The following is a 16,541-nucleotide window of genomic DNA, read 5'->3' as shown; positions in this document are numbered from 1 at the left end:
ATCTGGTCCGGACTAGCCCACGATCGCGACGTTCTTGACCTCGATGTCGTGTGCCTCTTCACCGTAGTTGTGCACGGCGGTGGCCATGGTCTCCAGCACGCTCGCGGCGCGGCCGGAGGCGTCGATCATCCTGCGGGCGGCCCGGTCCGCGGCCTGCTTCGAGCCCGTCTCGGCCGACCAGCCGGCGGTGATCCGGTCGACCTCGTCCATCAGGTCGGTGAAGAAGGTGCGCAGGTCCTCGGCGGCCGTCCTCAAGGTCGTCTCGAGGTCGTCGATGCTGGCTTCCTTGACGATCAGGCTGTTGTCGCTCATCAGAGGGGCCCCAGTCGCTGCTGGAGGTTCGAGGCCTGGCCGTGGGCCTCGTGGACGATGTCGTTCTGGGTGGTGGCGTGCTGGATGTCGACGTCACGCAGTGCGGCGGCGTACTCCTGCATCAGGGTCCCCAGTCCACCGACTTTCTCGAACCAGGTCTGCAACGACTCGACGAGGCCGCCCGCGGCGCTGCCCATCATCCCCGGGATCGAGCTCTCGATGTCGCCGGAGAGCGTGGTCAGCAGCTTCTCGAGATCGGCGATGCTGTCCTCGACATGCTTGGCCGCAGCCGTCTGCTGCCCGAGTGTCAGCTGGATGTTGTCGTTCACGAGCTCCCCTGGCGCTGGTGGATGTGCACCGGTCCTGAGGTTACATTGTCTTCGCGTACGCGGCTCGGGCATCGCGCCCGGCACACGATGGGGAGGCTGGACGGGTGGCATCGTACGACTTCGAGGTCGATCTGGAGTCCTTGGCGAAGGCGGCTCAAGGCTTGGCCGACACGGTCGAGCTGTTCAAGGACAAGGACGTCGAGGACCTGGTCCCGTCCGAGGACGCCTGTGGATCCGAGGAGGTCTGGGGTGCGGTCGAGGAGTTCAAGGACCGCTGGGAGCGCGGCATGAACAACCTGTGCGAGGACGTCGGCGAGATGTCCGGTCGCATCGGGAAGATCGCGATGAACTACTTCGAGCTCAACGAGAAGGGCACGACGGAGATGGCGAAGGCCAAGTCCGCTGCCACCGACCTCACCATCACCGGCGGCGGGAAGTAGCCGGTGCCCGACTTCACCATCAAGGGCAATCCCGGCGAGATCCGCTCGCGTGGTCAGACCTGCGCCGACAAGGGACGGCTCTTCGACCAGACGGGCGACGCTCTGACCAAGATCGACACCCAGGGCTGGATCGGCCGGGCTGCCGACAACTTCCGCGACGCCCACGACCGGGAGCCGAACCGCTGGTACGAGGCCGGCACCGGCTTTCGCGCAGCCGGCAATGCCCTGATCGACTACGCAGCCGCGCTGGAGGTCGCCCAGCGGAACGCGGCCACCGCCAAGTCGGAGTATGAGCGAGGCGAGGGCGTCACCACCCAGGCCAAGTCCGACTATGCCGAATACTCCAGCCGCTTCGACCGGGCCCGCTCCGATGCGCTGGCCGGCGGCATGACCTATCCCTACACCAAGGAACCCTTCACGGATCCGGGGGCCGAGATCCGCTCCGGCGCCTTGGAGATGTTCGAGACCGCCAAGAGCGACCTGAAGCTCGCTGCGGCTCGCTGCGCCCGGGAGGTACGCGTCGGCTGCAAGGACGCCCCCGAGAAGCGCAACTGGTTCGAGTCCGGGCTCGCCTTCGTCGGCGGCATCTTCGAGGGTGCCGGCGAAGCCGTCTGGGATCTGGTCAAGATGGGCTACAACATGGGCCCGCTCCACGACATCATCGAGCTCGCCACCGGTGACCTCACCGCCGAGGAGCTGGCCGCTCAGAAGTCGATGATGCTCGAAGACGCCGAGGCGCTCTGGGAGGCCCTCAAGAAGGATCCCCTCGAGTTCGGCAAGCAGCTTGGCAAGGGCCTGCTCGACTGGGACACCTGGGCCGACGACCCGGCCCGGGCCATCGGCCACCTCGTCCCCGACATCGTCGCCGGCGTCCTGACCGGTGGAACCGGCACCGCTGCCACCCGCGGCATCAAGGGCGGTGCCGATGCACTCGACGCCCTGGGCGACATGACCAAGGCCTTGCGCGGTGTGGACAACCTCGATGGTCTCGGCGACATCGGCAAGATCGACAACGCCATCGACGACCTGAGTGACCTGGGCAAGCTCGACAACTTCGACGTTCCTAGACGTGAGTACTCCATGTGGGACGGTCAACCTCACCTGGCGGAGTACGCACCCGAACGGCTTCCGACGGACGGGGCTGGGCGTGACTTGGTACAGAACGCGCTCGATGATGGTTCCGTATTCGCCAAGCACGGTGAGGCGCCGTGGTCACGTGATGATCTGATCGAGAAGATCAACACTCCGACCGACCAGCTCTCGGCGGTCGACCGCCAGATCTTGACGGAGCTGCGCGACGAGGTGCCCATGCCGAGGGCTGGTGAGCCGATGCAGAAGGTCATCACCCAACAACAGTTTGACGACTACATCCTCGGCCGCTCCGACACCAACAGGTTCTTCCAAGTCGATGGTGTCGGCGGGTCCGTCACCCGTGCTTCCGACACTGCGCACCTCGGTACACCTCGTGACTTGCACGACGGTCTGCGACTGGACTACCAGATCGATCGACAGATGCCAGACGGCACTACAATCCCGAAGGACGATTATCAATACCGCCCCCACGACGAGTCCATGCGAGTGATGCGCTTCCAGACCCGTGAAGAAAACTACGTTGTTCCCCGCAACAGCGACATGCCAAGCGGGTCTCCACGGTTCGACGGATGGGATGAGCCCTTCACTGGCAACGGGTTCACCAAAGCAGGCAACGACGTCATCCCCGAGTTTCAAGTCGATGGAGGCATCACGATGCGCCAAGGCGCCGAAATCTGGGAGGTTCTTCCAGATGGCACACAGCGCCTGGAGGCAGTACTCAGGGGCAGCGATTGGATTCCCGTAGGCCCGGAGGTCAAGTGATGCGTTCCCCAGGGTTGTTCGCACGGCATTACGGTCGCGACTATCCAGTCGCGTTCATCGGCGGGGACTGGGTAGCAATTCGCCCGGCATCAGATGCAGACGAGTCTGATCTCATGGCCTCCGCCATCGAGGCTGGTTCGGACAGCAAGGGAACGTGGGTCAAGATTCCAGAGAGTCGCCTCGAGAGATACTTCAGGGTCAAACTCAACGCGATCTGGCACGACGAACCGGTGTGGGTCGAGGGCATCGGCGACGACGGGCTCATCGGGATCGGTTACCTCGGATCCGGCGACTTCGCTCGACGCCACGGGCTTGTCGGGCAGGAGCGAGAGGGCTTCTTCGGGGAGGTCCCTGAAGCGGAACTGTCAGATATCCAGGTGACAGAAAAGGATCTCCTGCCGTGACCGTCATTCAGAAGTTGCTCACGCCCACCGGCGCCTCACGGATCGTGAACGAAGGCTACGCCGGTGTGGGTGGGTACGTCGCAGATGCCCGTGACATCGCAAGTTTCACGCCGTCGGAGCTGGTCGTGGCGTACGACTGGGAGACCGTCCTCGGTGAGTCGCCGCGATTCGTCGACGTACTGCGCTTCGAGACCAACCAGATGATGCAGATCGCGAAGCCGAACTCATCTGGCGACGTTCCTTGGCCCTCCTATCCGACCGGCTTCCTCAAGGGCTCATCGTTGGCCCCGGTGTGGGAGCTGTCTAAGACACGCGTGCCGATCGGCGCCGAGTTCTGGCGGGTTCGCGCCGACGGTGAACAGCGGATGTTGTCGGTGTACGGCGGCCCCGACCGCGGCTGGGCAAATGCGAGGGGATACACCCCGCCGACCGAGCTCATCGGCACGCGGGCCGAGTGGCGTGGCCTCGAACTGGTCGCCGCTTTGGTTCCGAAGACGGATCAGATCTCGCTGCTCGCAATCGGCGATGCGCCGGCGATCGACGGATTCACCACCGTGATGCCTGGCATCCACAGCATCCAGGTTCCTGTCGCCGAGTGCGATGCGGTCTTCGAGGTCATCCTCACCGCGCGCACGATGGGCGCCGAGGTCAGGTTTCTGGAGCGGGTTGGAGACGACGCGCGAGTCCAGGTTCTGTCGCCAGATCAGTACTCGATCGAACGCCTGGGCGCCCAGGAAGTCGAACCCGGTGTCTTCGAGGCACGGGTCCGCGCTGACCAGTTGACTGAAGTCTCGGGTGTTCGCAATGAGCTGTCGGCCCCAGCAAGCCAATGACCAGCAAGCAACCCCTCTGATCCGGGAGGTTCACCATGGGCGACGACCGATTCGAGCACAGTTATCACGTCGACGGACCGTGTCCGATCTGCGGGAACATCACCGCCCAGAACGCCCGGTATCCCCAGGCGATCTGTCGTGACTGCGAGCGGCGTGCGCTGTGTCATCATGGGCAGCCGCTGACGGCGTACAACACCTCACTCAGCGGCGGTTTCGAAGCCGCCCACGCTGCCGACAAGGTGGTCTGCATCGAGGCGACCACCACCCATCAGGTCTGGATCGACGGCGTCGAGTGCCACATGGGTGAGGCCCGCTTCGGGGGGATCGTGTCGCAGCCGGCGAACAACTGAGCACATGGTCCGCGTGATCATCCAGTTCGCTGAGCGCCGGATTCAGGTCGGAGCACGCTAGCTGTGTGTCGAAGTCCCGGCGACGATCGCATCGCCTGAGATCTGGACCTCAGGCAGTCTTGAGATGCCGGAGCCGAGCCACGGCATCAGCGCCCACTCGACGATGGGGGCCCTCTGGAAGCGTCGCCAGGTGACCCTCGAGAGCATCGACAACGGCCAAGGACACCGTCTCCGGCGCCCGTTCGATCAGCTCGATCAAGGAGGTGAGGTATTCGCCTGCGTCGATGTCGTCTGCGATGACCTCGAGCACATCGGCAGGGATGGACGGCCGCGCCTCCATCAGCACGCCGTAGGCGAAGTCCTCGATGTTCACGGCCACCAGGCTAGTCCTCAGCGTCCACCAGATATGCGTTCCAGATCTCTGGCGGTCCTTGTCGACCCTCACCTGCTATCCGGATCACCGACATTTCTTCTGACGTGTATGAAACCGAGTCGCGCGGCGGCGTACGACATGTGACGATCGGGGCGTGAGTGACCTGAAGACCTTCATCGCCGGGCTGCCGAAGGCAGAGCTGCACGTCCACCACGTCGGGTCGGCCTCGCCGCGGATCGTCGCGGAGCTGGCCGCGCGGCACCCGGGGGCGGTGCCGGCGGACGTGGAGCTCCTGAAGGACTACTTCACCTTCAGTGACTTCGCGCACTTCATCGAGGTCTACCTCTCGGTCGTGGACCTGGTGCGGACGCCGGAGGACATCCGCTACCTGACCTACGAGATCGCGCGGGACCTGGCCCAGACCCAGCAGGTGCGATACGCCGAGCTGACCTGCACCCCCTACACGTCCGTACGTCCCGACCTGGCCGTGCGCGAGCCGGGCACCGGGCACAACGGGATGGCGATCGAGGCCTACACCGAGGCGCTCGAGGACGCCCGGGTGGCGGCCGAGCGCGACTTCGGGATCACGCTGCGCTGGATCTACGACATCCCGGGCGAGGCGGGGATCCCGGCGGCCGATGCGACGCTGACGTATGCCGTCGACCACGGGCCCGAGGCGCTCATCGGCTTCGGGCTGGGTGGGCCCGAGGTGGGCGTTCCCCGCCCGCAGTTCGAGAGGCACTTCGACGCCGCCCGCGCCGCCGGGCTCCGCTCGCTGCCGCACGCCGGGGAGACCACCGGACCGCAGACGATCTGGGACGCCCTGAACGTACTGAAGGCCGAGCGGATCGGCCACGGCACCTCGGCGGCCCAGGACCCGGCCCTGCTCGCCCACCTCGCCGAGCACCGGATCCCGCTCGAGGTCTGCCCGTCGTCCAACGTCGCCACCGGTGCGGTCGCCTCGCTCGAGGAGCACCCGCTGAAGACGTTCGTCGACGCCGGAGTGCCGGTCACGATCAACTCCGACGACCCGCCGATGTTCGCGACGACACTCAACCAGGAGTACGAGATCGCGACCGACCTCCTCGGCCTCGACCCGACCGGCATCGCAGCCCTCGCCCGGGCCGCGGTCGACGTCTCCTACGCACCCGACGACGTCAAGGCCCGGCTGCGCAGCGAGATCGACACCTACGCCGCCGGCACCGATTAACGCTTGACGCGTTCGGCCGAGGGCGATCTGCTGGTCGCCATGGAGCAGATGCTGGCGGTCAACGGGATCGAGCTGTGCACGGAGACGTTCGGTTCACCGACCGACCCGCCGATCCTGCTGATCGGCGGGAAGTCCGCCTCGATGGACTACTGGGAGGACGACTTCTGCGCGGCGCTGGCGGCCGGCGGCAGGTACGTCATCCGCTACGACCACCGCGACACCGGCCGCTCGACGACCTGGCCGGCGGGCAAGCCGGACTACACCTGGCGTGACCTGGTCGCCGACGTACCCGGTCTTCTCGACGCCCTCGGCCTCGACCGCGCTCACCTGCTCGGGATCTCGATGGGCGGCGCGATCGCCCAGTGCGTCGCCGTGCTCCACCCCGAGCGGGTCGCCACCATGGTGCTCGACCAGACCACGTCCGCGTTCGAGGGCGTCGAGCTTCCGCCGATCGGCGAGGCGCTGGCGGACTTCTTCGCAACGGCTGCCGACCGGCCGATGCCCGACATGGACGACCACGACGCGCTGGTCACCATGCTGGTCGAGGACCAGCGGGCGTTCGTGCCCGAGCGCTTCGACGAGACCCGGGTGCGAGCCTTGGTCGAGCGGGCCGTACGCCGCACACCGGACATGCGGCCGAGCCTGACCAACCACCACGTGATGGGCGACGGCGAGCCGGTCGAGGCGACGCTGGCGGACATCACCGCCCCGACCCTGGTCGTCCACGGCACCCGGGACCCGCTCTTTCCCCTCGGCCATGGCGAGCTGCTCGCCCGGGAGATCCCCGACGCCACGCTGCTGACCCTCGACGACGTCGGCCACGAGCCGCCGCCTCCCTACACCTGGGAGACGGCCGTCCCGGCGATCCTCGATCACACCGCCTAGAGCTACTCGATCTTCCCGAGCACGTCCCCGATCGCGACCGAGCCACCCACATCGGTGCCGCGGGAGAGCACGCCCGCACGATGCGCGGTGACCCGGGTCTCCATCTTCATCGCATCGAGGACCGCGACGTCCTGGCCCTCGGTGACCTTCTCGCCGTCGGCGACGAGCCATTCGACAAGTACGCCGGGGACGGGCGCCTCGAGCGCCGTCGGGTCCGCGGCCTCGGCTGCGCCGTCCACCGGTGCAGGCCCGCCCGCGGCGAGAGCCCGCAGCAGGTCGTCCGGCAGTCCGAGCATCACCCGGCGACCGTCGATCTCGATCGGCACCCGCCGGAGCGGCTGCTCGGGCGCCCGCTCGGGGCGCCGCTGCGCCTCGAGGCGGGGCATCAGCGTGGTCTCGATCCACTGCGTGTGCACCGCGAACCCGTCGGTCGAGAACGCCGGGTCGTCGAGCAGCACACGATCGAAGGGGATGACCGTCGCGACGCCCTCGACCGAGAGCTCGCGGAGCGCGCGGCGGGCGCGTACGAGTGCGGTGTCGCGGTCCGGCGCGTGCACGATCAGCTTGGCGATCAGCGAGTCGAAGGCACTCTGGACGGTGTCGCCCGCCTCGATCCCCGCATCCCAGCGCACCCCGGGGCCCGCGGGGACCCGCAGGCCCGTCACGACGCCCGGGCTCGGCAGGAAGCCGCGGCCCGGGTCCTCGGCGTTGATCCGCAGCTCGATCGCATGGCCGACGGGCTCCGGGGTGGAGGAGAAGGAGAGGCCCTCGCCTGCGGCGATCCGCAGCTGCTCGGCGACGAGGTCGACCCCGGTGACCGCCTCGGTGATCGGGTGCTCGACCTGGAGCCGGGTGTTCACCTCGAGGAACGAGATCACCCCGTCGGCCCCCATCAGGAACTCGACGGTGCCCGCACCACGGTAGGAGACCGCCGCGCAGATGTCGCGCGCGGCGTCGTGGATGCGGCGGCGCTGCTCGTCGGTCAGACCCGGCGCGGGTGCCTCCTCGACGAGCTTCTGGTTGCGTCGCTGGAGCGAGCAGTCCCGGTCGCCGACGACGACAACATGACCGTTGCCGTCGCCCAGCACCTGCGCCTCGATGTGCCGCGGACGCTCGAGGAACCGCTCGACGAAGCACTCCCCTCGACCGAACGCCGCCAGCGCCTCACGCGAGGCGGACTCGAAGGCATCGGCGACATCGTCGAGCTCGCGGGCCACCTTCAGACCGCGACCTCCGCCACCGAAGGCGGCCTTGATCGCGATCGGGAGACCGTGCTCGCGCGCGAACGCGACCGCCTCGTCGGCCGACTCCAGCGGCCGGTCGGTGCCCGCCACCAGCGGCGCACCCACGCTCTGGGCGATCCGGCGCGCGGTGATCTTGTCGCCGAGCCTGTCGATGCTCTCCGGACTCGGGCCGATCCAGGTCAGTCCGGCCGCCTCGACGGCGCGCGCGAACTCGGCGCTCTCCGACAGGAACCCGTAGCCGGGATGCACCGCGTCGGCCCCGGAGGCCTGCGCCGCGGCCATCAGCCACTCGATGCTGAGATAGGAGTCGGCGGCAGTGGAGCCGCCCAGGACGTACGCCTCGTCGGCGAGCCGCACGTGCAGCGCGTCGGCATCCTGGTCGGCGTAGACGGCGACCGACACCAGGCCGGCCTCGGCGACCGCCCGCACGACGCGGACGGCGATCTCTCCCCTGTTGGCGATGAGCACCCTGCGCATGTCAGTCTCCTCGGATCTCGGCCGCCGGCGCCTCTGGCGCGACGGGTCGGAAGCGGATGCGGACCCCGGGCGGCAGCTGCCCGGCCAGGTCCAGGTCGCGGTCGATGACCGCGCCGATGATCGGATAGCCGCCGGTGAGCGGGTGGTCCGGAAGGAACAGCACGGGCTGCCCGTCGGGCGGCACCTGGATCGCGCCGGTCACCGCCCCCTCGCTCGGCAGCTCGCCGGACACGGCGCGCTCGAGCGGGACGGCTCCCTCGAGACGTACGCCGACGCGGTCGGAGCGTGGGGTGACGGTCCACTCCTGCTCGACGAGGGTGCGTACGCCGGCCTGGGTGAACCAGTCCTCGCGCGGGCCGAGCACGATCCGCAGCACGACGGTCTCACCGGGTGCGGGCAGCTGGTCACCGGGAGCGGCACCGGGTTCCACGGCGTACGGCGCCGCCGCGGGGCCTCGCAGCGGGACGACGTCGCCCGCCCGCAGGGGGCGCCCGCCGAGGTCACCGGGGCCGAGGCCGGCGAGGGTGTCGCTGGAGAGGCTGCCGAGCGCCGGCGGAAGGTCCAGGCCACCTCGTACGGCGATCACGGCCCGCAGGCCGGCGGTCACCGCGCCGAGACGCAGCTCCTCACCGTCCTCGAGCGCGGTGGCGGCGCCGTGCTCGACCGGGAGCGGGGGTCCGTCGCTGCGTACGATCGTCGTCTCGACGACCGCGCCGGCCACCGCGACGACCGCGGGTCCGGTGAAGCGCAGGACCGCGCCGCCACCGGCGAGCTCGAAACCAGCCGCTGCCGGAGCGTTCCCGACGGCTCGGTTCGCGGCCCGGAGGGCACGACGGTCGGCGGTCCCCGACGCCGAGACGCCGAGCGCGGCATGGCCCGGGCGGCCGAGGTCCTCGATCACCAACTGGAGGCCGGGGCGTACGACCTCGACGGCGAAAGGGTGGGCCGCGGCGTCGGCGGGCGCGGCCGGCGCGGCGACCGAGACGGACTCACGCTCGAGCCGCTCGAACCGCACGGTCATCCCGGGCGCAAGGAGCGCGGGCGGGTCCCGGTGCAGGTCCCACATCGGCGCGTCCGTACGCCCGATCAGCTGCCAGCCGCCGGGGCTCTCCCGCGGGTAGACGCCGGAAAACGTCCCGGCGAGCCCGACCGAACCGGCCGGGATCCGGGTGCGCGGCGAGGAGCGGCGCGGTACGTCGAAGAGCGGGTCGTCGCCGACGAGATAGCCGAAGCCCGGGGCGTAGCCGGTGAAGGCCACCCGCCACGTCGCGGCCGTGTGACGCGCGACGACCTCCTCGGCACTGACCCCGAGCAGCTCGGCGACCTCGTCGAGGTCCTGCCCGTCGTAGCGGACGCCGATCGTCACCGAGCCCGCGGTCGGAAGACCGCCGTGGACGGCCTCGACGTGGGACAGCTCCTTGGCGAGCGTCGCCTCGTCGACCAGCGTGGGGTCGAACCGGACGAGCACCGTCCGGGCCGCGGGCACCAGTTCGACGACGCCGGTCGGAGGTGCGGCCACGAGGGCGGCGTGCAGCCGCATCGCGCCCTCGAGGTCCTCCTCCTCGACCAGCAGCGCCTGATCCGATGCGATGAGAACGCGCCTCACGCCAGATACTCCGCATCCCGTACGTCGGTGATGAACATGTGGCCGGGCGCGTGGGTGAGCGCGAACGGCGGGCGCGAGGCCATGATCGCCGCCTGTGGCGTGACCCCACAGGCCCAGAAGACCGGCACCTCGCCGTCCCGCACCTCGGGCGGGTCGCCGAACTCGGGGGCGGCCAGGTCGGCGATGCCGAGCGAGGCCGGGTCGCCGACATGCACGGGCGCACCGTGCACCGCCGGATAGCGCCCGGAGATGCGTACGGCATCGGCGACCCGGTCGGCGGGGATCGGGCGCATCGAGACCACCATGTCGCCACGCAGGCGCCCAGCCGGTGCGCACGCGCGCGAGGTGCGGTACATCGGCACGTTGCGGCCGAGCTCCTGGTGACGGATCGGGATCCCGGCATCGGCCAGGCCGGCCTCGAAGGTGAAGCTGCAGCCGATCAGGAACGAGACCAGGTCGGGGTGCTCCTCCCACGCCGCGCCGGCGTCGGTGACCTCCTCGGTCAGCTCGCCCTCACGCCAGATCCGGTACGCCGGGATGTCGGTGCGCAGGTCGGAGCCGGGCGCCAGGGACGACTCGTAGGCACCCGGGTCGAGCACCTCGAGCACCGGGCAGGGCTTCGGGTTGCGCTGCGCGAAGAGCAGCACCTCGAAGGCCCAGTCGGCCGGCACGGAGATGAGGTTCGCCTGCACGAGGCCGTGGGCGACGCCGCTCGTGGGGGCGACCTCGCCCGCCCGGTACGAGGCGCGCGCGGCGCGCGCCTCCTTCAGCTGGGTGGCGCTGGCGGTCATGCAGACGCTCCGGCGAAGGGCGCGATGACCATGCCCTCGGCCTCGAACAGCTCCCGGATGGCCGCGGCCATCCGGATGGCGCCGTCGCTGTCACCGTGCACGCAGATCGAGTCGGCGCGTACGGCCACGTCGGTGCCGTCGATCGCCTCGACGACACCTTCGCGGGCGAGCCGCAGCATGCGGGCCGCGACCGCCTCGGCGTCGTGCAGCACCGCACCCGGCTCGGCGCGCGAGACCAGCTCGCCGCCGGGCGTGTAGGCGCGGTCGGCAAAGGCCTCGGCGGCCGTCGCGAGCCCGGCCTTCTCGGCCACGTCGAGGACGACGCCGCCGGCGAGCCCGAGCAGCACGAGAGCCGGGTCGATCGCCTTGACCGCAGCCACCACGCTCCGTGCCTGCCGCTCGTCGCGGGCGATGGTGTTGTAGAGCGCGCCGTGCGGCTTCACGTAGCGGACCGCGCCGCCGACCGCCGTGGTCAGGCTGATCAGCGCGCCGAGCTGGTACTCGACGTGCGCCTGCAGCGTCGCGGACTCGATGTCCATGGCACGACGGCCGAAGTTCTCGTAGTCGCGATAGCCGGGGTGCGCGCCGATCGTGACGCCGTTGGCGACGGCGTCGGCGAGCGTCGTACGGATCCCCTCGGGGGTGCCCGCGTGGAAGCCGCAGGCGACGTTGGCGCTCGAGACGATCCCCAGCATGGCCGCGTCGTCGGCGACCACCCGGTCGGGCGAGTTCTCGCCGAGGTCGGAGTTCAGGTCGATGGTTGCCTTGGTGTTCACGGTGCTCACGCTCCAATGCCGATGAAGGCGAAGATCGGGCCGACCGAGACGATGCCCATGTACCAGCTGAGCAGGGTCGCGAGCGTCCCCAGGGCCAGCAGCCACACCGGGTAGCGGTAGCCGTGCAGGACGTCGCGCTGACGGAACCAGCCGACGTACATGAAGATCGTCATGCCGATCGGGAGGATCAGACCGTTGAAGCCGCCGACGAAGACCAGGATAGCCGCGGGCGCCGCACCGATCAGCAGGTAGAGGACGAGGGAGACCACGATGAAGGCGACCGTCGCGACCTGCAGCCGCCACCCGGTCCCCAGCTTCTTCGAGAAGGTCGAGATGAACGTGGCCGAGGTGTAGGCAGCACCGATGACCGAGGTGATCGCCGCGGCCCAGAAGATCGCACCGAAGATGCGGATGCCCGCGTCGCCGAGCACGGCTCCGAAGGCCTGACCCGCCGGGTTGGCCGCCTGGCTCGAGAAGTCGAGGGTGACGCCCGAGGCCACGACACCGAGGATCGCCAGGAAGAGTACGTAGCGCATGATCCCGGTGACGAGGATGCCGCTCATCGAGGCCCGGTGCACGGCCGGCACGTGCTCGGGTCCGGTGAGGCCGGAGTCGAGGTAGCGGTGGGCGCCCGCGTAGGTGATGTAGCCGCCGACGGTGCCGCCGACGATCGTGGTGATCGTCGCGAAGTTGAGGGTGTCGGGCACGAAGGTCTGCCGCAGCGCGTCGCCGACAGGAGGCTGCGACGCGATCGCGACGAAGAGGGTCAGCCCGATCATCAGCAGGCCGAGACCGAGCACGACCACGTCGACGACGCGGCCGGCCCGCTTGTACATGAAGATGCCGATCGCGAGCAGGGCCGAGAGCAGGCCGCCCACCTTCGGGTCGATGCCCAGCAGGGCGTTGAGACCCAGGCCGGCACCCGCGATGTTGCCGATGTTGAACGCCAGGCCGCCGATCACGATCAGCGTCGCGAGCACGTGCCCGGAGAACGGCACGGCCTCGTTGGCCAGGTCTCCGGCCCGCTTGCCGGCGACGGTGATCATCCGCCACACGTTCATCTGCAGCGCGAAGTCGATCAGGATCGAGGCCAGGATCGCGAACGCGAACGCCGCGCCGAGCTGGGCCGTGAACGTCGCGGTCTGGGTGATGAAGCCGGGGCCGATGGCCGAGGTGGCCATCAGGAAGATGGCGCCGAGGATCGGTCCTCGGCGTGAGCGGGCGAAGCTCTTCGCGCGCTCGGCGCTGGTCGTGTCAGTCATGGGGGACTCCTGGCATCTGCGGGCCGTGTGGTTGGGGCCACATTCTTGATGTAGTACAGGATGACATCGATTGTTCAACAATGATAGTCGCGTCCGTTAAAATCGTGTTTCGATTGTCCGCGGATGCGATTCCCCTAGGATGCGGTCATGCCCGATGTCGAGGACACCCTGACGAACGCCCTGCGCCGGCGGATCATCGACGGCGAGTTCGCGCCCGGCACCCGGCTGTCGGAGATCTCCCTCGCCGAGAAGCTCGGCGTCTCGCGCAACACGCTCCGTGAGGCGTTCCGCGTGCTTGCGGAGCAGGGCCTCATCGAGCACGTGCCTCACCGCGGGGTCTCGGTCGCCTCACCCGGCGTGGCGGACGTCGTCGACATCTACCGCGCGCGCCGCTACGTCGAGCCCGCTGCCCTGGCCGCGGGCTCCCCGCTGCACCCCGCCGTGGCCGCGATGCGCGAGGCCGTGGAACTGGGCGAGACCAGCCTCGAAGCACGCGATTGGCGCACCGTCGGCACCGCCAACATGGCGTTCCACGACGCCATCGTCGCCCTCGCCGACAGCCCGCGCCTGGAGCGGCTCTTCCGTGACATCGCCGCCGAGCTCCGGCTCGCGTTCCTCGAGATCGACAATCCCGAGGCCCTGCACGCCCCCTTCGTCACCCGCAACCGCGCCCTGCTCGAGACCTTCCTCGAGCAGGGCGGGCCCGCGGCCGCGGCCGAACTGCAGGACTACCTCGTGCTCTCCGAACGCACCGTCCTCGGCGCCTTCACCCGCCTGCGCCGCTAGGACACCTCGTGGTTGAGGGGGTAGTCCGACGATGCCGCCTATCTCAGGCGGTGACCAGGCCCCGCAGCCGCTCGTCGCGGGGCCAGGCACCCGCCCAGACGAGGACGGCGGTGGCGATGGCGAAGACGGTGTTGAAGGCGGGCTGCCCGAAGACCAGGTTCACGGTGACCGCGCCGCCGAGGTAGGCGGTGATCAGGACCGTCCCCATGGCCCGGGTGGCCGGCACGTGGTACGCGACCAGCGACAGGCCCAGGACGACGCCGCAGACCACCGGGAACCAGCCCGGCGCGCCGATCTTGTCGTTGAAGTCCATGACCGGCTCGACCCGCAGCAGGTGCGTCACGATGTCGAAGCCGAGGAACAGGGTGACCAGGACGGTGATGACCCAGCCGGCTCGTTGTGCGTTGGTGCTCATCTCGATCTCCTCGGAGGTGGGTGGTGATGCTCTTACCCATCCGTCGAGCGTGCACCGGCGATCTCGACATCGCCTCTCGCAATTTCTCTGCGGTCATTTCTTCAGGGCTGCTGCGGCGACCTTCAGATCGGCGACCAGACCGTCGTACGTCGCCTGCCGCTCGTCCTCCGCCCGGAGCACGGCGGAGGGGTGGGTCGTCGCGAGGACCCAGGGGTCGAGGGTCGCCGTGGTGATGGCCTCGGGCCAGTCGAGCAGATGGCCGCGGGCCTCGCCGACGCGGAAGGACGAGCCGAACAGTGCCTTGCCGGCGGTCCCGCCGAGCAGGACGACGCCGGTGGGACGTACCAGGTCCAGCTCCGCGGCCAGCCACGGCGCACAGGCGCCGACCTGCTTGCTGGTGGGCGACTGGTGGATGCGGCGCTTGCCCGAGAGGCGGTGGCGGAAGTGCTTGACCACGTTCGTCGTGTACGTCGCCTCCGGATCGATCCCCGCGTCCGCGAGCGCCTCGTGGAGGATGCCGCCGGCGGGGCCCACGAAGGGCTCGCCCTCGCGGTCCTCCCGGTCGCCGGGCTGCTCTCCGAGCAGCATCAACGGGGCGGGCGTGGGGCCTTCGCCCATCACGCCCTGGGTGGCGTCACGATAGAGCTCGCAGCCACGGCAGTCCTGGACGGCGCTGCGCAGCTCGGCCAGCGTCGGTGACTCCGGCACCCACTCCGCGGCGCTCACGGGACCAGCGGGTCGTGTCCGACGTTCATCAGCCGGTGGCGCCAGTGCTCATCGCCCGCGGTCGGCTCCCACTGGCCGGTGTCCCCGCCGCGCAGGTCGGTGACCTTGTCGACGACGCGCCGCATCACGTCCACGTCGTCCGGAGTCACATCGGCCCGACGCTTGCCGAGGATGTCGGCCACCCGGTGACCGAGCTCGCTGCCGGCCCGGTCCGGTTCTGTTTCGGTCGTCTCTCCTGCGCCCTGCACGGCGAGCCACTGCCGCAGGTCGCGCGAGGTCATGTTCACCGCGCGGTGGAAGTTCTCCCAGAGCCTGTCGTCGACGATCGTCTCGGCCATGTCGTGCCTCCTACCTGATCGACTGCTCCGATCCGGTACCCAGCGCAGCGGCCGAACACGCGGGGCGTCACCCCAGGAGAGCCTGGGCCTCCGGAGAGTCGTAGAAGCTCGACAGCCGGCGACGGATCAGCTGCTCGAGGACGCCGGCCTCGGCGAGCGCCTCGATCACCGGCGGCCCGAAGCGGAGAGCCTCCTCGATCAGGTCGTCGCGACCCAGGCCCCACTCCTCCAGGAGCCGGTCGAGGGTGAAGCTCCCGTAGGTGTCGAAGAAGAAGTCGACCCCCGTGTCGACCAAGGCCTGCAGATACTCCGAGTCCCGGACGTCGAGCCAGACCTGGTAGCCCCCGACGAAGAGCGCGACCAGCTGCTCGTCGTCGACCAGGTCGGCGATCTCGCGCACCGGGCGGGTGGCGAGCGCGTCCCAGACCTCGAGCAGCGCGTCGTACACCTCCTCGTCGGTGACCGAGCTGGCCGCGGTGTCGGAGAGATAGCCGAGCAGCGCCCCGGCTCCCCGCTCGGCGAGCTCGCGGGCGCTCTGGTCGACGGCCGCACCGACCGGGGTGCCCTTGACCGTGTCTGCCATCCGGCCGGCGACGCGTTCGGCGATCGAGAAGCCGAAGGCACCTCCCGGCAGGTTGTCGGCGAGTCGGCGTCCGGTGTCGACGGCACCCCGGGCCGTGCCGCGCACCAAGGTGCCGACGCCGGCCTGGATCCCGGAGTTCTCGGCCAGGCTGCGCAGGACCTGCTGGCGCAGCGTACGCATCTCGACGAGGACCTCGACCAGCTCGGCGATCCGCGGCCGGCTGACCACCTCACCCAGCAGGGTGTCGTTGGCGGGGTGCGCCCTCAGTCTCGTCGCGATCGCCCCGGCGACCTCGGGGATCGCGCCCGGGAGCCGGAAGGTGCTGACGTACTTCAGCGCGACCTCCTTGATCAGGTCGCACGGCATCACCTGATCGAGCGTCAGCTCACTGGCAGCGCGCAGCGCGAAGTCGATCTCGCCGGTGACGAGATCGAGGAAGCGTACGCCGCGGATCGCCGCCATCTCGTGGGCGACATGGGCGTCGAGGAGTCGTCGAGCGAGGTCCGGCTCAGTCATGGACGACATTGTCCACGGCCGGGACCGCTCG

Annotated in this window: 19 protein-coding genes and 2 pseudogenes; 8 read left to right on the top strand and 13 right to left on the bottom strand. The window is 69.4% G+C overall.

Going from position 1 to position 16,541, the window contains the following annotated elements; all coding sequences use genetic code 11:
• Positions 1 to 12: 12 nt before the first annotated feature.
• Positions 13 to 312 (bottom strand): hypothetical protein, encoded by a 300-nt coding sequence (locus ACWZJV_RS18865; protein WP_008364101.1) that lies wholly within the window; start codon positions 310 to 312, stop codon positions 13 to 15.
• On the bottom strand, positions 312 to 641 hold the full coding sequence (locus tag ACWZJV_RS18860; RefSeq protein ID WP_040757455.1) for a hypothetical protein: 330 nt from the start codon (positions 639 to 641) through the stop codon (positions 312 to 314). The genes ACWZJV_RS18865 and ACWZJV_RS18860 overlap by 1 nt, the downstream gene beginning before the upstream one ends.
• A gap of 104 nt (positions 642 to 745) precedes the next feature.
• Here ACWZJV_RS18860 and ACWZJV_RS18855 point away from each other — a divergent pair, with 104 nt between their 5' ends.
• The 5 genes from ACWZJV_RS18855 to ACWZJV_RS18835 all read left to right on the top strand — a co-directional run bounded on the left by ACWZJV_RS18855 (position 746) and on the right by ACWZJV_RS18835 (position 4,522).
• Positions 746 to 1,081, top strand: a complete 336-nt coding sequence (locus ACWZJV_RS18855; protein ID WP_008364103.1) for a hypothetical protein — start codon at positions 746 to 748, stop codon at positions 1,079 to 1,081.
• 3 nt (positions 1,082 to 1,084) lie between these two features.
• Positions 1,085 to 2,935: a putative T7SS-secreted protein gene (locus tag ACWZJV_RS18850; RefSeq protein ID WP_008364104.1), complete on the top strand. Its 1,851-nt coding sequence runs from the start codon at positions 1,085 to 1,087 to the stop codon at positions 2,933 to 2,935.
• A 113-nt stretch (positions 2,936 to 3,048) separates the two neighbouring features.
• On the top strand, positions 3,049 to 3,339 hold the full coding sequence (locus tag ACWZJV_RS18845) for a hypothetical protein (protein WP_457177817.1): 291 nt from the start codon (positions 3,049 to 3,051) through the stop codon (positions 3,337 to 3,339).
• Positions 3,336 to 4,172 carry a hypothetical protein gene (locus ACWZJV_RS18840; RefSeq protein WP_457177816.1) on the top strand — a complete coding sequence of 279 codons (837 nt, stop codon included), beginning with the start codon at positions 3,336 to 3,338 and terminating at the stop codon, positions 4,170 to 4,172. Before ACWZJV_RS18845 ends, ACWZJV_RS18840 begins: the two co-directional genes overlap by 4 nt.
• A 35-nt stretch (positions 4,173 to 4,207) precedes the next feature.
• Positions 4,208 to 4,522 carry a hypothetical protein gene (locus ACWZJV_RS18835; protein WP_457177814.1) on the top strand — a complete coding sequence of 105 codons (315 nt, stop codon included), beginning with the start codon at positions 4,208 to 4,210 and terminating at the stop codon, positions 4,520 to 4,522.
• Between the two features lie 109 nt (positions 4,523 to 4,631).
• Here the strand turns inward: ACWZJV_RS18835 and ACWZJV_RS18830 are convergent, their stop codons facing one another.
• Entirely contained in the window at positions 4,632 to 4,895 is a 264-nt protein-coding gene (locus ACWZJV_RS18830) for a hypothetical protein (RefSeq protein ID WP_457177812.1), read from the bottom strand.
• 154 nt (positions 4,896 to 5,049) lie between these two features.
• On the opposite strand from ACWZJV_RS18830, the gene ACWZJV_RS18825 reads away from it, so the two are divergent.
• Together ACWZJV_RS18825 and ACWZJV_RS18820 are read left to right on the top strand one after the other, a co-directional pair.
• Entirely contained in the window at positions 5,050 to 6,105 is a 1,056-nt protein-coding gene (locus ACWZJV_RS18825; protein ID WP_457177810.1) for an adenosine deaminase, read from the top strand.
• Between the two features lie 3 nt (positions 6,106 to 6,108).
• Entirely contained in the window at positions 6,109 to 6,990 is an 882-nt protein-coding gene (locus ACWZJV_RS18820; RefSeq protein WP_457177808.1) for an alpha/beta fold hydrolase, read from the top strand.
• 2 nt (positions 6,991 to 6,992) lie between these two features.
• Here ACWZJV_RS18820 and ACWZJV_RS18815 read toward each other — a convergent pair whose 3' ends face one another.
• The 6 genes and pseudogenes from ACWZJV_RS18815 to ACWZJV_RS18790 form a co-directional block, all read right to left on the bottom strand.
• Positions 6,993 to 8,711 (bottom strand): acetyl/propionyl/methylcrotonyl-CoA carboxylase subunit alpha, encoded by a 1,719-nt coding sequence (locus tag ACWZJV_RS18815; RefSeq protein ID WP_457177806.1) that lies wholly within the window; start codon positions 8,709 to 8,711, stop codon positions 6,993 to 6,995.
• Position 8,712: 1 nt separating this feature from the next.
• Positions 8,713 to 9,630: pseudogene (locus ACWZJV_RS18810) on the bottom strand (5-oxoprolinase subunit C family protein); the annotation flags it as partial.
• An 84-nt stretch (positions 9,631 to 9,714) separates the two neighbouring features.
• Positions 9,715 to 10,317 (bottom strand): annotated as a pseudogene (locus ACWZJV_RS18805) (5-oxoprolinase subunit B family protein); the annotation flags it as partial.
• Positions 10,314 to 11,108: a putative hydro-lyase gene (locus ACWZJV_RS18800; RefSeq protein WP_457177804.1), complete on the bottom strand. Its 795-nt coding sequence runs from the start codon at positions 11,106 to 11,108 to the stop codon at positions 10,314 to 10,316. The gene ACWZJV_RS18800 and the pseudogene ACWZJV_RS18805, both read right to left, overlap by 4 nt.
• Positions 11,105 to 11,884 (bottom strand): LamB/YcsF family protein, encoded by a 780-nt coding sequence (locus ACWZJV_RS18795; RefSeq protein WP_307785688.1) that lies wholly within the window; start codon positions 11,882 to 11,884, stop codon positions 11,105 to 11,107. Before ACWZJV_RS18795 ends, ACWZJV_RS18800 begins: the two co-directional genes overlap by 4 nt.
• Positions 11,885 to 11,889: 5 nt before the next feature.
• The gene (locus tag ACWZJV_RS18790) at positions 11,890 to 13,146 is read right to left on the bottom strand and encodes an NRAMP family divalent metal transporter (RefSeq protein WP_008362345.1); all 1,257 of its coding nucleotides are present in this window, start codon (positions 13,144 to 13,146) and stop codon (positions 11,890 to 11,892) included.
• A 147-nt stretch (positions 13,147 to 13,293) separates the two neighbouring features.
• Here ACWZJV_RS18790 and ACWZJV_RS18785 point away from each other — a divergent pair, with 147 nt between their 5' ends.
• On the top strand, positions 13,294 to 13,932 hold the full coding sequence (locus ACWZJV_RS18785) for a GntR family transcriptional regulator (protein WP_008362346.1): 639 nt from the start codon (positions 13,294 to 13,296) through the stop codon (positions 13,930 to 13,932).
• 43 nt (positions 13,933 to 13,975) lie between these two features.
• Here ACWZJV_RS18785 and ACWZJV_RS18780 read toward each other — a convergent pair whose 3' ends face one another.
• The 4 genes from ACWZJV_RS18780 to ACWZJV_RS18765 all read right to left on the bottom strand — a co-directional run bounded on the left by ACWZJV_RS18780 (position 13,976) and on the right by ACWZJV_RS18765 (position 16,510).
• Positions 13,976 to 14,347 (bottom strand): DoxX family protein, encoded by a 372-nt coding sequence (locus ACWZJV_RS18780; RefSeq protein ID WP_008362347.1) that lies wholly within the window; start codon positions 14,345 to 14,347, stop codon positions 13,976 to 13,978.
• A 93-nt stretch (positions 14,348 to 14,440) separates the two neighbouring features.
• A complete protein-coding gene (locus tag ACWZJV_RS18775) occupies positions 14,441 to 15,073 on the bottom strand; it encodes a UdgX family uracil-DNA binding protein (RefSeq protein WP_008362349.1) in 633 nt (210 codons plus the stop codon).
• On the bottom strand, positions 15,070 to 15,411 hold the full coding sequence (locus ACWZJV_RS18770; RefSeq protein ID WP_457177800.1) for a DUF3140 domain-containing protein: 342 nt from the start codon (positions 15,409 to 15,411) through the stop codon (positions 15,070 to 15,072). The genes ACWZJV_RS18775 and ACWZJV_RS18770 overlap by 4 nt, the downstream gene beginning before the upstream one ends.
• 67 nt (positions 15,412 to 15,478) lie before the next feature.
• Positions 15,479 to 16,510, bottom strand: coding sequence for a hypothetical protein (locus ACWZJV_RS18765; RefSeq protein WP_457177798.1), 1,032 nt, complete (start codon positions 16,508 to 16,510; stop codon positions 15,479 to 15,481).
• Positions 16,511 to 16,541 lie beyond the last annotated feature (31 nt).

The sequence above is a fragment of the Nocardioides sp. WG-D5 genome (assembly GCF_054031175.1).
Note: the sequence above shows the minus strand (reverse complement) of the source record. Positions and strands in the feature narration are given on the sequence as shown.

What these genes read in the sequence shown, in the direction of transcription:
- ACWZJV_RS18785 (WP_008362346.1), top strand. Translation starts at nt 13,294, where the DNA reads ATGCCCGATGTCGAGGACACCCTGACGAACGCCCTGCGCCGGCGGATC.
- ACWZJV_RS18770 (WP_457177800.1), bottom strand. Translation starts at nt 15,411, where the DNA reads ATGGCCGAGACGATCGTCGACGACAGGCTCTGGGAGAACTTCCACCGC.
- ACWZJV_RS18835 (WP_457177814.1), top strand. Translation starts at nt 4,208, where the DNA reads ATGGGCGACGACCGATTCGAGCACAGTTATCACGTCGACGGACCGTGT.
- ACWZJV_RS18790 (WP_008362345.1), bottom strand. Translation starts at nt 13,146, where the DNA reads ATGACTGACACGACCAGCGCCGAGCGCGCGAAGAGCTTCGCCCGCTCA.
- ACWZJV_RS18865 (WP_008364101.1), bottom strand. Translation starts at nt 312, where the DNA reads ATGAGCGACAACAGCCTGATCGTCAAGGAAGCCAGCATCGACGACCTC.
- ACWZJV_RS18815 (WP_457177806.1), bottom strand. Translation starts at nt 8,711, where the DNA reads ATGCGCAGGGTGCTCATCGCCAACAGGGGAGAGATCGCCGTCCGCGTC.
- ACWZJV_RS18845 (WP_457177817.1), top strand. Translation starts at nt 3,049, where the DNA reads ATGGCCTCCGCCATCGAGGCTGGTTCGGACAGCAAGGGAACGTGGGTC.
- ACWZJV_RS18800 (WP_457177804.1), bottom strand. Translation starts at nt 11,108, where the DNA reads ATGACCGCCAGCGCCACCCAGCTGAAGGAGGCGCGCGCCGCGCGCGCC.
- ACWZJV_RS18765 (WP_457177798.1), bottom strand. Translation starts at nt 16,510, where the DNA reads ATGACTGAGCCGGACCTCGCTCGACGACTCCTCGACGCCCATGTCGCC.
- ACWZJV_RS18780 (WP_008362347.1), bottom strand. Translation starts at nt 14,347, where the DNA reads ATGAGCACCAACGCACAACGAGCCGGCTGGGTCATCACCGTCCTGGTC.